This window comes from Mucilaginibacter gracilis, from assembly GCF_003633615.1.
GTDB lineage: Bacteria > Bacteroidota > Bacteroidia > Sphingobacteriales > Sphingobacteriaceae > Mucilaginibacter > Mucilaginibacter gracilis.
The window spans coordinates 1,432,908-1,446,820 of sequence record NZ_RBKU01000001.1 but is presented as its reverse complement, the minus strand read 5'-3'; the positions used below and the strand labels follow the sequence as shown (position 1 = coordinate 1,446,820).

Genomic DNA, 13,913 nt, shown 5'->3' with positions numbered 1-13,913 from the left:
CTTAATGATATTCAGGCTTGATGAACGCTTGCTTTTCCCCAACCCCGAACTTGCCGAAGATGACGGGCTGCTTGCCGTGGGCGGCGATTTAAGTGCGGATAGGTTAATGCTGGCTTACCAAAATGGGATATTCCCATGGTATAGCGATGACGAGCCTATTTTATGGTTTTCGCCGCACGAGCGCTTTGTGCTTTACCCCAACGAGTTAAAAGTATCAAAAAGTATGGGCCAGATTATCCGCGCAAAGCGGTTTGATGTAACGTTTGATACCTGTTTTGCCGACGTGATTAAAGCCTGCGCCGATGCCGAACGTGCCGGCCAGGATGGCACCTGGATTACCAACGATATGCAGCAGGCTTACATTGCATTACATCAATTAGGCCATGCACACTCGGTAGAGGTTTGGCAAAATAACGAGTTGGTTGGTGGCCTGTACGGCGTACAGATAGGCGAGGTTTTTTGCGGCGAGAGTATGTTTAGCAAAGTAAGTAATGCATCAAAACTGGCTTTGATAACGCTTAGCCAAACCGGTAAATACCGAATGATAGATTGCCAGGTTTACACCGACCACTTATCGTCCCTAGGTGCGAGAATGATAAGCCGGGCCAACTATCTGGCAATATTGAATAATGAGGAAATATAACTTTTTTTATTCCCCCTTTTTCCCCCCTTTAGGGGTTTAGGGGGCTAACCCAAAATTTCCTTAATATCCTCCGGCGATAACGATTTGATAAAACTTTCTTCGGTGGTTATTAACGCGCTTGATAGTTTAAGCTTGCGTTGTTGCAGGGCCAGTATCTTCTCCTCTACCGAATCTTTGGTGATGAATTTGTAAATGAATACATTTTTGGTTTGGCCTATACGGTGTGTACGATCAATAGCCTGTTGCTCAACGGCGGGGTTCCACCAGGGGTCCAGAATAAAAACATAATCGGCTTCAGTTAAATTTAAACCTACGCCGCCCGCTTTTATCGAGATGAGGAATACGCGGGTCTTTTCGTCTTCCTGAAATTTTTTGACTATCTCGCCACGGTTTTGGGTGCTACCATCCAGGTACAAATATGGAATGTTTTCTTTTTCCATGTGCTGGCGGTAAATGGTTAGCTGCTTTACAAACTGCGAAAATATCAGCACCTTATGCCCTGCTTCCAAAACATTGGTTAAGGTGTGGGTAACATTTTCAAACTTGCCCGAGTCGCCTTCGTAATTCTCATCTATCATAGATGGATGGTTGGCTATTTGCCTTAGCTTAATAAGGCCCTGCAATACCTGCATCTGCGATTTTGCAAAGGTGCCATCTTCCAAACTTTTTAATAACTCGTTGCGGTACTCCGATTTTACTTTTTCATAAACCTCGGCCTGGTCGTCGCTCATCTGGCAGTAAAACAGGTTTTCGGTTTTGGGCGGTAGTTCAGTCGCAACCTGCTCTTTAGTGCGGCGCAATACAAAAGGTTTAATTAGGGCCTGTAGTTTGCGGGCCTTTTCTTCGTCTTTCTTTTTTTCGATGGGCGTTACAAACTCGTTCATAAAAAACTGCTGACTGCCAAGCAAGCCAGGGTTTATGAACGACATTTGTGTCCACAAATCATTCACCGAGTTTTCTACCGGCGTACCGCTTAATATCAGCTTGAACCGCGATTTTAACAGCTTAACCGAGCGGAACGATTTTGATGACGGGTTTTTGATGTTTTGGCTTTCGTCTAAAATAATGTAATCGAAAAAAAAGTTGTTCAGCACATCAATATCAATACGGGTAATGCCATAGGTGGTTATCACCACATCAAAATTGCCAAAATGTTCGGGCAGTTTATTACGCAATGTGCCCGTATGTACCATTAATTTGAGTTGCGGCGCAAACTTGGTGGCCTCGTTAAGCCAGTTGTAAATTAACGAAGTTGGCATAACAATGAGCGATGTTGCTTTACTGCCTGCAGCCTCGGCTTCTTCTTTGTTTTTTTGTAACAGGGCCAGCGTTTGTATGGTTTTACCCAGGCCCATATCGTCGGCAAGGCAGCCGCCAAAATTATAATCTTTTAAAAAGTGGAACCAGTTGTAACCCGCCTTTTGGTAGTGGCGAAGGGTGCCTGTAAAATGCACCGGCATGTCCACATCGTCCATTTGCTCAAAATCGGTAAGTTTTTGCATTTTGCGGTTAATAGCAACCCTGGCCATAGTGCCGTCATCCAAATCATTTAAGAGGCCTATGTGGTGTTTTTTTAGCTTTAAACTTTTGTCGTTCTCGGTAAAAGCCAATAGGTTGCCGTATTGCGAAAACCATTTTTCGGGTATTACAGCTATCTCGCCCGACGGTAAAATAAATTCTTTTTTGCGGTTTAATATATGGTTACGCAATTCCATAAAAGGTATTTGGTAGGGCCCAAAATGCACAATAGCGTGTATATCAAACCAATCGTTCCCTTCTTTAACTTCGAGGTCTATTTTACTGTTGCCAAACACATAGCGTTTTTTTCCTTCGGGTTGTTCAAGCTCAAAGTTGAGGCCGGTAAGCTCGTCGTGGTGTTGGTTTAACCACTCAAATACCGAGAAGGAATGGTCAATCTCCTCATCGCCACCCTTTACCTCCAGGTTTTGGAACAGGCTCGATACAATTTTTAATCCACGGTCTTCCAGCTCCTTTAGTTTGCCTCTTTCCCAGCCAATGGAGCGCTTAACGCGATGGATGGTATACTCGTCGCCAATTTTTTCTATCCGTACAGATACCTGCCTGCCATCCCCAAAGGGGAAAACATAACTGGCATATTTAAAGTAAAGTTGTATTTGCGATGTGCCGTTTTCTATATAAATGGGTTTCAGTACGGCCGTAGCTTCGTGCTTTTCGTTGTTTATTGTAAAACCTTCGGCGTAAACGTGGTGTTTTTCTATAAGCGGTGCAACAAATTTTTCGAAGTACGATTGCTCGGACGAGCGCGGAATAGCGATGTAGCGTTTGTTTAAAAACGGAAATAGCTTTTTGCCTTCAATATCTTTATCAAAGTAATACAAAGTGTCATCAAGCAGCATCCAGGCGGGGTGGTTGCTTATAATTTCGGCATTTTTAAACATGAACTCGATGCGCATGTTTTGGTATTTGATGGTAGGGAAATACCTTATTTCGGTTTCGTTGCGCCTAAAATGGAATAATACCGACGCCTCTTCGGTAGCTATCTGCAAGCGTTTGCCGGCGGGGTAGCCTTCTTTGCTCATTTGGTAAACCTGCTTGTTGTGTAACAGGCTTAGTGCCTCAACCATACGCTTTTCAATTTTTGGGCGGATGGTGTCGAAAAACTGCTCGTTAAAAATTTTAGAAAAAAACTCAACCGGGCGTATGGCTTTTTTATGGTATTTGCGAATGATGGCACCTTGTTCAAGCTCATCTAAAATTTTAACGAGTTTAATATCGGTATCGTCAATAAAGTTTGCAAACTCTTTTACCGTGTTTGAAAATAAACGTTGGTGGGTGAGCGAAAACTCGCCGTTAGGGTTTAGCTGTACGATGTGAGGCTCTATAACGTACGACAAATACTCGTGCTTACACACCGAATATACTATTTGGCAAGGTTTTGTACTGTCTACACGTAGCATGCTTGTATAAAAAATTTGTGCAAGCTACATCAACAAAAAATTCAAACGTAAACAGAATATTTAGCAATCAAAAGCATTTGGCGCTAAATAATTATTAACTACAGTTGTTAACATAGTATTTGGGTTGTTATTAAAACATTGAATATAGCCACGCAGCGAAAGGTGCAACTTGTTTAAGTTAATTCTCAATTATGCGCTACAGCCACAATATCACTCACCTCTAAAATGTTTTTATCAAAGCCATGCAGGGTAACATTAATCATGGCCTGGCCAACTTCGGATAATAAGCATGATGAGTTGGGAAACAACAAATGTAAAAAAGGATACAGCCACTCTAAATACTTATAAAGTTTCGGTGTTTTTTGGGCATCGGGCGCGGCCTTCATTAAGCCTGGCCTAAAATTAAACTCCTGTTTAAAAGGTAGCCTGGCCAGGTGGTTCTCGGTTTTACCCTTAACGCGGGCCCACATACTGCTGCCTTTTTCGGTGCTATCGGTATGCGCTCCGGATACGTAAGTAAAAGTCATATCGCTATTTAGGCGGCTCAGAGTTTTTGCAAAGTTCAGCGTCAGGTCGTAAGTCACTGTGGTATACTCCGGCTCCTTCATCCCTACCGACGAAACACCTAAACAAAAATAGCAGGCATTATATCCCACCAATTGCTGTTCAATAGCAGTGAGGTCAAAAAAATCGTTATGAATAACCTCAGTCAGTTTGGCGTGGCTAAAGCCCGATGGTTTGCGGTTCACAATCAATACCGCTTCAACCTGAGGATGATTAAGGCACTCGTGCAAAACACCTTCGCCAACCATGCCGGTTGCTCCTGTTACTATTACCCTTATTTTTGTACTGCTGCTTTGGTTCATGCTTTTAATGCTTACCCGTATAACAGCTATAGGTATAACTTGTTATTTTAGTTATCCAAATATCGATAATATAACTTCGCGGTGTTTTGTTTTAAGGCTCAATTTCGCTTTGGTGAAAAGCTCACAGAACAGCATTAAAACCCGTGTTTGCGGCTATGTTTTTTTTAGGATCTGTCATCAGCATTCCGTTCTCACACATCTAAACAACCCTCAAACACCAACTTCGCCGGGCCCTCCAAAAATATATTGGTAAATCGTTTCCCATCGTAATCAAAACGGATATTCAAATCACCACCCAAAACCTTAATGGGGGTAGTAACATGTCCGGTTTGGTTATGGTGTTGCGCCATTGCTAAAGCAACTGCCGTTACGCCGGTACCACAGGCAAAGGTTTCGTCCTCCACGCCGCGCTCAAAGGTTCGTACAAAATAGCCATCGTTTAAAGGCTCAATAAAATTGATGTTAATACCTTTTTCGCTGTAAGTTGCGTTGTTGCGTATGGCGCGCCCGTCGTGGTAAACATCTTTACTTTTCAAATCGTCTACCTGTAGTACATAATGCGGCGAACCGGTGTTTAGTACATAAGCTTCGCCGTCGCTGTTTATCGTGTCAACATCAATCATTTGCAAACTAACCCAGTCGCCCTCTGCGGAAATTTTGGCATAGTGTGGGCCGTCCACCGCCAAAAATTCAGTTTCGGTTTCAATTACGCCCAGGTATTTGGCAAAGGCAACTATACAGCGGCCACCGTTGCCGCACATGCTGCTTGGCTGCCCATCGGCATTATAGTAAACCATCTCAAAATCGTAGCCTTGCTTATCTTGCAAAAACATCATTCCATCGCCGCCAACGCCAAAGCGCCTGTTGCATATTTGAGCAATTAAAGCCGGATTTTGGTGATCTACAACATTTTTCCGGTTATCAACCAACACAAAATCGTTGCCGGCTCCCTGGTACTTATAAAACTTAATATTCACTATTTTTAAATAAAGTTGTCACAAAAATATTCATTAAAGGGCATGTTTTATATCATTAGTTTGTGATAATAAAACATGCTAAATTTATGATGTTAAAATGTTTAACATTTTTTAACACAATATACTGTTATTAAGTATTGACGTAATAGTATATATGGTATTAAATTTGAAATAAGAAAAGTGAAAAAGAAAAAGCTATGAAAAAATTTGGTTTAACAGTTTTAACTGCCTTTTTAGGTGGCGCTATGGCGATAGGCGCTTATAAGGTAATTGAGAACAATAGAGACGGTAACCTGTCGTTCGAAGATCGCCAAAAAGTTTATTTCGCAAGCAACAGGGAGCAACCCGTAATTTCGTCAACCGGGAATGTTGATTTTACCGAAGCAGCGGCAGCAGTAACCCCGGCAGTAGTTTACATCCGTACTACTTATGCAGCAACAAGCGGCGGCAGCCAGGACGAGATGGAGCAAATGTTTGGCCAGATGTTTGGCCAGCGCGTGCGCCCGCAAGGCGTTCAAAAGGCATCCGGCTCGGGGGTAATTATTTCGCCGGATGGTTATATTGTAACCAACAACCACGTTGTTGAAAAAGCTGATAAAATTGAGATCACCACTAACGACAAGCGGGTTTTCCAGGCTAAGGTTATAGGTACCGACCCTAATACCGATTTGGCTTTGCTTAAAATAAGTGCAACCAATATGCCAATAGTAAAATTAGGCAACTCGGACGATGCCCGTGTTGGCGAGTGGGTATTGGCGGTAGGTAATCCGTTTAATTTAACTTCAACAGTAACTGCGGGTATTATTAGTGCTAAGGGCCGTAATATCAACATCATCGGTCATGGTGATGAGGAAGAGAATAACCCTTTTGGCCGCACCCGTTTACAACAAAGTGCGCCTAAGTTAAATAAGGCTATCGAGTCGTTCATCCAAACCGATGCCGCCATTAACCCGGGCAACAGTGGTGGTGCATTGGTAAATACAAAAGGCGAGTTAATAGGTATTAACGCCGCAATAGCGTCGCAAACAGGCTCATACGAAGGGTATGGTTTTGCCATCCCGGTTAACCTGGCTAAAAAGGTATTGAATGATATTCAAAAATATGGTTCGGTAAAACGTGGCTTAGTGGGTGTTAGCTTTACCGAGTTAAACCCGGATGCTGCACAACAATTAGGTATTGACCGTACCGTTGGTTTATACGTTAACGACCTGGTAGCAGGTGGCGCAGCCGAAGCAGCCGGTTTACATAAAGGCGATATCATATCAAAAGTAAACGGACGTACCGTTACCGAGTCTTCCGACTTACAAGAAACCGTTGGCCGCTTGCAACCGGGCGATAAAATTAACCTTACTGTAATACGTGGTGGTGCCGAAAAGACTTTCTCGGTAACCTTAAAGGCTGAAACTGCCGAAACACGCACCGCGGCTGTTAGCAAATCTGCCGAAGAACTATACAACAAATTAGGCGCAGGTTTCCAGGCTTTAACCGATAATCAGAAAGCTAAATACGGCTTAAAATCGGGTGTTGCAGTAACCAATGTGCGCCCCGGTAAAATGTTTGACGACCTGGGTATTGAAGTAGGCTCGGTAATTACCAGCATCAACAGTATGCCAATTAACGCTCCAGCCGATATTGACAAGGCACTTACCAACCTAAAAAACGGTAACCTCAAAATATCTGGCATAGACCCTCAAGGCGCAGCCTTTAATAATGTTTATACAGTTAGATAATATTGATTAGTATGTTTTTAACGCCCGGTAGGTTAAACTGCCGGGCGTTTTTTTGTTGATCGCTATACTGGGCTTGATAAATGAAGCTAATGGCAATGTGATTAAGTTAAGGAACAGAATAAATATAGAACACCGTTAGGAACTTGTTAAGGATTGTTATCATCATTATCTATAAACTCAAACAGCCGGTAAAAACCGGCTGTTTGAGTTTATAAAGGAATATAAAAAAAGAAAACCAGCGTATGAATATTATAAAACGTAGTACATCGTTCCCTTGGTTCCAACAGTGGTATTCTCTTTATCCCTTGCCTGCGGAACATCTTCGTTAAGTAACTGCTGCAAATCGTGCTCAATTTTGTTGCTTATTGTTGTTGTTGGGGTATCGGTTGGTTTGTTTTCAAAAGGATCTTGCAGGTGAATGGCCATCTTTTCTATCAAAAAAAACGATGAAGATATAGCCACAACCAAAGGTATTTGAAACACACCGAATAATTCAATAAGCCCAAACGGTAACATCATTACAAACAGTAGTACCAATATGTGAATGTAAAAGCTGTACGTTACCGGGAAAACCGTGTTTTTTATCCGCTCGCAGCCACCCATTGAATTAGAAAAGCGGGTTAATGTTTCGTCCATGGCTACCTGCTGATATTCGTTTATCCAATTTAAACGAAGCAGTAAACGAAGATCGGATCCGTGTTGTTCCAATAGTGCTAACGGAACGTGGTCTATGTGGGCGATGGCCCTCCTTTCCTCTTCGGATATATACTTATCCAGTGCCGGGCGGGCATTGTGGCCACGTAGGTGCTTGCTTAAGCTTTGACACCAGGCCATTTGCCGTTTAATAATGCGCTCTTTCATCATGCGCTTGTCGGCATCGTTGTACGAGTTATCAACAAATGCAAATACTTGCCGAGCAAATGTCCGGGAATCATTTACTATGGCTCCCCATAATGTTCTGGCTTCCCACCACCTATCATAAGCCTGGTTTGAACGGAAAGCAAGCAGTAGCGAAATAATGGTTCCCAAAATACTCGGTATGGCAATGGGGATAGATACGCCCGGAAAATTAAAATACGTGTGAGCTACATATACCGCTGTTGAGTATATAGCCAGTAGCGTCATTTCTAACTTTATTTTGCCAAAAACATAGCTGATAGGAATATTCTTTTTAAGTAACATAAACCTTGTTTTTTAACGTTAAACTGCGTTTGGTGTTAATGGGTTTTTTTGGTTTTTTTCTACCTTGGGCAAGTCATAGTCAACAGCGGTTTTACAGTCAAGTTGTACTACAGGCTTGTTGCAGCGGGCTATAAGTGCAGTTGGGTCAATGCTGTTTTGTGTAAGCTGGTCGTAATGGTAATCATTCAATTTAACCACAACATCAATACTGTTTGCTTCTAAAAGATTATTAAACAAGGCCACCGTGCTTCCATAAAAAAATTCAATTCTAAAATTGTCTATCCTTTCGGGATATAATTTTTTTAACCTGGCGCATGCTGCGTAAAACTCGCCGGGTATATGGCGGTATTCAGACGATCGCCTTGCCAGCATCAGTAGTTCTTGTTCCGAGTAGGTAATATCCAATAGGTGTACCAATATAATGTTGAGTCTTTCCGGATAAACCTTTTTTAATAATTCGGGAACACAGTTAAGGGTTTGTGCTTTAAAGTCTGTAGGGATTAGGATAGTTGTCATGGTTGTAATTATTTAGTTAACTAATATTGTTTAATGCAATGTTAGCGCACGGTAATTAACAACTGATAAGAGAGTTATTAGAAATTGATTAGAATATCAGGCCTCAGCCGATGGTAAAAATATTTGCATTTCGGTACCGGTATTTACCTCCGACCGTATACCTATGCTGCCTTTGTGCAGGCGTACTATATTGAGTGCCAATGGCAGGCCTACACCATGCCCATTATAATCGCTCGTGTTTGATGCCCTAAAAAAAGGTTCGAAAATATGCTGCATATCATCCTTGGGGATACCTATTCCCTTATCGGTAACTGATATAATGATTTTTTTATTTTGCACGCTTAACTTAACCACAACCAGTTTATTTTGCGAATACTTGCACGAGTTGCTAATAATGTTGCTTATGGCCAGGTTAAGCAGGTTACTGTTGCCCTGTGTAATTAAGGCTCCTTCATTATCAGGCAGCTGGCTTACATCAACCTCTATATTGCTTTCGGGATGAATTTTTTTTATAGAAGCTACTGACTGCCATAAAAGCTCGTCAACACGTATGTTTTGCCAGTTTTGTTTTTTGCCGTCATAGCCCGATTGTGCCAGCAGCAAAAGGCTGTTAAGTATTTGCGTTAATTTATTTGTTTCGCCTTGTAGCGTATTTAAAAACTGTTGCCCCTGCTTACCGGCGGGGTAATTGTTTAGGGCAATTTCAATTTCGCTGTTAATAATGGTTAACGGGGTGCGTAACTCGTGCGAGGCATTGCTAACAAAATTATTTTGTGTTTCAAAAGCAGTTTCAAGCCGGTTAAGCATGTCGTTAAAGGTGTGCGATAGCTCTGCTATTTCATCCTTCCCTCTGGGCTCAAGCCGCATGTGCAAATTGTTTGATGTAATGCTTTTTACTTTCTCGGTAAGGTTGCTTACGGGTATAAATGTATAGTGCGAAAACACTTTGCCCGCAAAAAAAACCACCACCACCGATCCTAAAAAACCAATCAGTAATATTTTTTGCAGTTCGTCTATTTCGCGCAGCCCGTAAGGGTTGGTTGCCGATACTATTACAATAAACTTTCCGGTACCATGGTTTACCAGCTTACCGGCATAAAATTGGTTCCCTTCTTTATGCGTATCGGCTCCATTGCCTATGATGGTGTTAAAAAAATCGGCCGGTACCGTGCTATTTATAAACCGGCCTAGTGTATCGGCTTTAAATATGAGTTCTTTTTCATTGTCAAGCTTTTCAATATATTTATTACGCACCTGTTGATAGGCCCGGCTCTCTTCGCCCGGAAAAAGATGTATCTGCGCGGTAAGGTTTACCCGTGCTTCTAAACGCCTATAAAAATCCTGGTAGTTAAACTTGTATTCAAAGTATAAAATAAAAGCATTAAGCAACAGTAAAATTCCGGTTGATATGGCTAAGAAAAGTAAAGTTATTTTGGCCTGTATTTTCATTTTTAATCGCCCTGTTTCATCATATAACCCATCCCAAAAACGGTTTGAATATATTTGGTGGAATTTTTTTTATCGAGCTTTTTCCGCAGGTAATTAATATATACGTCAACCACGTTAGTGCCCAGGTTAAAATCAATATCCCAAACGCTCTCCAGCAATTGTATACGCGATAGTACTTTGCGCTGGTTTTTTATAAAATACTCCAGCAACCGGTATTCGGTAGCGGTTAAATTTAGTGGCTCGTTTTTAAGTGTGGCAATTTTGGCATCGGCATCCAGTTCCACTTCGCCTATTCTGTACAGGTTTTTTAAAGTTTGTGGGTTGTTACCCGCTCTTCGCAAAAGGGTTTTTATGCGGGCCGCTAGTTCGGCCATTTTAAAAGGCTTAACCATGTAGTCATCGGCCCCGCTGTTAAGGCCGGTCACAATATTTTCTGTCGAATCTAATGCGGTAAGCATCAATATGGGTAATTGATTATTGTGTTCTCTTATATGGTTGCAAAGCTGTATGCCATTCATGCCAGGCAACATAATATCCATTATAACGAGGTTAAAGTTATGGTCGGCAATCATTTGCAGGGCCGTTAGGCCATCAATGGCAACACTTATGCTGTATCCTTCGGCATCAAGGCCTCGTTTAATAACCGATACAATATTGGGTTCGTCTTCAACTAATAATATCGTCATTCGGCAAAAAGTATATTATAAAGGGTTTTGAATTATAAAACCTCAATATGCGGTTTAACTCCACCTTACAATTAAATTGCGGAGAAAATGTTTTTAATCTTTTTGTAAGATTTTTACGTGGCGGCATTCTTAAACACATTAAATTTGCATCTGCAATGATGTGTGACGAATTAGTGTTTCCCTTTTTACAACAAAATTTAGTTTTGCTTTGTCAAAAAGCCATTTATTGGAAAGAAGAAAAAGCCCTGATTGCGGCCGATGTTCATTTAGGAAAAGGCGGTCATTTCCGTAAGGCCGGTATAGCCGTTCCGCGAGATCTGGCTCAGGATGATCTGGCTGTATTGTCTGATCTGATAAGGGAGTATCAACCTCAAAAGCTTATTTTTTTGGGAGATTTGTTTCATAGCGATATGAATACCGATTGGGATTGGTTTGCTCTTTGGCGCGGGCAATTCCCTAACCTCAAAATTGTTTTAATACGCGGCAATCACGATATTATACACGATAGTCATTATCAAAAGCTAAACATTAGCCTGCATGCGCAACTATTGATAGAACCGTTTTTGATGCTCCACCACCCCCTGCCGCCTGTACAATTACAACAAGCTACTGGTTATGTACTATGCGGGCATATTCACCCGGGTGTTAATTTACGGGGGCGCGGCAGGCAATCAGTAACTTTACCGTGTTTTGCTTTTGCTGATAAGCAAGCCATACTGCCATCATTTGGCCGGTTTACTGGTAAGGTTGCATTGCAACACCAGCAAACCGACCGCGTGTTTGGCGTACTGAGCGATAAGGTAATAGCCCTTTAATTAAGGATGCTTATCCAGATACTGCGATGCCTCAAGCTTTATTTGGCCTATTCCAATATTTTTTTTGTAAATTTTCCAATCCGAATCTACAAGGTAGTAAGTAGGTATGGTGCTAATATCCCAGTTTGCCCGGTTGGGCGAGTCGTTACCTTTAAGATCGCTCATTTGCGGCCAGGGTAGCTTGTCGTCCTTAACTGCCGTTGCCCACCAAAGTTGTTTACTATCTAACGAAACACTGATAACCTGGAAACCACGTGCGCTCAAATCCTGATAGATGCCCGAAATTTTTTCGTGATTTACGCGGCTAAACTGATTAACGGATCGCCAAAAATCAATCAGAAATATTTTTTTTCCTGCGGTAATTGCAGCAAAGGTTTTTCCGTCAAAAGTTTTCCCGGCTATAGCCGGTGCTTTTTTGCCGGGTTGCAGCTTTAAGGCAATATCAAGGCTGGCTGCCAGTTCAATACCATCGCTGCTGCTTTTTGCAGCCGGGCTTAACTTAGCAAATAAGTCGGCATATTTTTGCGGCTCTTCATCATAACTCCGTCTGGCCATAAAGTGAGCGGCCAGTTCGCTGGTGGGGTATTTTTTTATAAATTGTTCTAAAACCTCAAATTGTATATTGCGTTCCTTGTCTTCCGATTGGGCAATTTTGGTAAGCAAGTTACGCTGTGCGTCTTTTGATAGTGTTGTTTTTTTTGCTTCAAATTCTTTGTTAAGGTTTGCTGTTTCTTGTTCTATGCCGTTGCCCAATTGGTTGTTGAGGGTATTATAATCATTAATCTCTTGTTGCTTTTTCGAGTCGGTTTCAATTTTAGGATAACTGGCCAATTCGCTTGCGGATGCCGAAACCTTGTATGTGCCCGGTTCAAGGTAAACCTCAAAAGGTAAATGTTCCCTATCTCCGGTTTTAATAACATCCAGCAAATAAAAACCGGGTGCATCTAGCTGTCCTTTTACGGTGCATTTGCCATCCTTAACGTTTTCGCCAAAAATGGTTTGGCCGCCCTGGTCTTTAACCACAAAAACGCCGTTTTGCAGGCCGCTTGCGGTTACGTCAAATTGAATAATTTTGGGGTTTTTGCAAGCTGTTAACATAAAAGCAGCCAGCCCAATTAAAATACTGTTTTTGTTCATAGGTTTTTTTTGATGATGCAATATAAAGTTTTACGTTGTAGGCAATGTTTACATTTTTATATTAGAATGTTTCTAAATAAATCATAATGCACGATTAAGCAAATTCCATTTATATCTTTTGCTATTTAATAAATACTTTTGTCGAAATAAATCTGATAAATAATGAGCGAATTTAAACAAACCTTTAACTCTTCATTGGGCAAAAAGCTGATCATGGCTTTAACAGGATTGTTTCTTTGTACTTTTTTAATAGTGCATTTAGGGGGTAACTTACTGTTATTTAGTAACGATGGCGGTTACTCGTTTAACGTTTACGCCAACTTTTTAACCCATTTCCCGCCGATAGAGGTTATTGCATATCTGTTGTACATCAGCATACTGGTACACGCACTATATGCAACTATACTTACCATAAAAAACCGCAGGGCAAGGCCGGTATCTTATGCATCGAGCCCAAAGTCGCCAACATCATGGTCGTCACAAAACATGGGTTTGCTAGGTTCTATCCTGTTATTGTTTATCGTTATCCACATGGGCGATTTTTGGTATAAGTATAAATTTACAGATACCGTTGCTTTTAAAGAGTACCGTACCGATTTATCAAGCGGAGTAACAACAGCGGCAAACTTTACGCCAGCGTCTAAAGATTTTGAACATTCGGTTTCAACCCAGGGTAACGAAGAGATAGTTCGTGTTAAAGATATTCACGCCAAGGTAGCAGCAAGCTTTAGCCAGTTATGGTACGTTATTATTTACGTAATAGCCATGGGTGCTTTATCTTTCCACTTGCTACATGGTTTTCAAAGTGCTTTCCGCACTATGGGTTGGATACACCGTAAATACACACCAATTGTTGAGTTTATTGGCACCTGGTTTTTTGCAGTAGTTATTCCGCTAGGTTTTGCGGCTATGCCGATAGTGTATTTCTTAAACAAATAATATAATCCTTTAGGGGAACAATATAAATTATATC

Annotated in this window: 12 protein-coding genes; 4 read left to right on the top strand and 8 right to left on the bottom strand. The window is 41.5% G+C overall.

Going from position 1 to position 13,913, the window contains the following annotated elements:
* Positions 1-4: 4 nt before the first annotated feature.
* Entirely contained in the window at positions 5-643 is a 639-nt protein-coding gene (aat, locus tag BDD43_RS06085) for a leucyl/phenylalanyl-tRNA--protein transferase (RefSeq protein WP_121196836.1), read from the top strand.
* 44 nt (positions 644-687) lie between these two features.
* Here the strand turns inward: aat and BDD43_RS06080 are convergent, their stop codons facing one another.
* The 3 genes from BDD43_RS06080 to dapF all read right to left on the bottom strand — a co-directional run bounded on the left by BDD43_RS06080 (position 688) and on the right by dapF (position 5,425).
* Positions 688-3,582 (bottom strand): DEAD/DEAH box helicase, encoded by a 2,895-nt coding sequence (locus BDD43_RS06080; RefSeq protein ID WP_121196835.1) that lies wholly within the window; start codon positions 3,580-3,582, stop codon positions 688-690.
* A 185-nt stretch (positions 3,583-3,767) separates the two neighbouring features.
* Positions 3,768-4,448 (bottom strand): NAD-dependent epimerase/dehydratase family protein, encoded by a 681-nt coding sequence (locus BDD43_RS06075; RefSeq protein ID WP_121196834.1) that lies wholly within the window; start codon positions 4,446-4,448, stop codon positions 3,768-3,770.
* Positions 4,449-4,639: 191 nt separating this feature from the next.
* On the bottom strand, positions 4,640-5,425 hold the full coding sequence (gene dapF / locus BDD43_RS06070; RefSeq protein ID WP_121196833.1) for a diaminopimelate epimerase: 786 nt from the start codon (positions 5,423-5,425) through the stop codon (positions 4,640-4,642).
* 197 nt (positions 5,426-5,622) lie between these two features.
* Here dapF and BDD43_RS06065 point away from each other — a divergent pair, with 197 nt between their 5' ends.
* Positions 5,623-7,155, top strand: coding sequence for a Do family serine endopeptidase (locus BDD43_RS06065; protein ID WP_121196832.1), 1,533 nt, complete (start codon positions 5,623-5,625; stop codon positions 7,153-7,155).
* A gap of 249 nt (positions 7,156-7,404) precedes the next feature.
* Here BDD43_RS06065 and BDD43_RS06060 read toward each other — a convergent pair whose 3' ends face one another.
* From BDD43_RS06060 to BDD43_RS06045, 4 genes are all read right to left on the bottom strand, one after another.
* Positions 7,405-8,337 (bottom strand): bestrophin family protein, encoded by a 933-nt coding sequence (locus tag BDD43_RS06060; protein WP_121196831.1) that lies wholly within the window; start codon positions 8,335-8,337, stop codon positions 7,405-7,407.
* 18 nt (positions 8,338-8,355) lie between these two features.
* On the bottom strand, positions 8,356-8,853 hold the full coding sequence (locus BDD43_RS06055) for a hypothetical protein (protein WP_121196830.1): 498 nt from the start codon (positions 8,851-8,853) through the stop codon (positions 8,356-8,358).
* Positions 8,854-8,949: 96 nt separating this feature from the next.
* Entirely contained in the window at positions 8,950-10,302 is a 1,353-nt protein-coding gene (locus tag BDD43_RS06050; RefSeq protein WP_121196829.1) for a sensor histidine kinase, read from the bottom strand.
* A 2-nt stretch (positions 10,303-10,304) separates the two neighbouring features.
* On the bottom strand, positions 10,305-10,988 hold the full coding sequence (locus BDD43_RS06045; RefSeq protein ID WP_121196828.1) for a response regulator transcription factor: 684 nt from the start codon (positions 10,986-10,988) through the stop codon (positions 10,305-10,307).
* Between the two features lie 155 nt (positions 10,989-11,143).
* Between BDD43_RS06045 and pdeM the strand changes: the two genes are divergently transcribed.
* Positions 11,144-11,803 (top strand): ligase-associated DNA damage response endonuclease PdeM, encoded by a 660-nt coding sequence (gene pdeM, locus BDD43_RS06040; RefSeq protein ID WP_121201894.1) that lies wholly within the window; start codon positions 11,144-11,146, stop codon positions 11,801-11,803.
* Here pdeM and BDD43_RS06035 read toward each other — a convergent pair whose 3' ends face one another.
* Positions 11,804-12,940 (bottom strand): TlpA family protein disulfide reductase, encoded by a 1,137-nt coding sequence (locus tag BDD43_RS06035; RefSeq protein WP_121196827.1) that lies wholly within the window; start codon positions 12,938-12,940, stop codon positions 11,804-11,806.
* Between the two features lie 162 nt (positions 12,941-13,102).
* Between BDD43_RS06035 and BDD43_RS06030 the strand changes: the two genes are divergently transcribed.
* The gene (locus tag BDD43_RS06030; protein WP_121196826.1) at positions 13,103-13,879 is read left to right on the top strand and encodes a succinate dehydrogenase cytochrome b subunit; all 777 of its coding nucleotides are present in this window, start codon (positions 13,103-13,105) and stop codon (positions 13,877-13,879) included.
* The last annotated feature ends 34 nt before the right edge of the window (positions 13,880-13,913 follow it).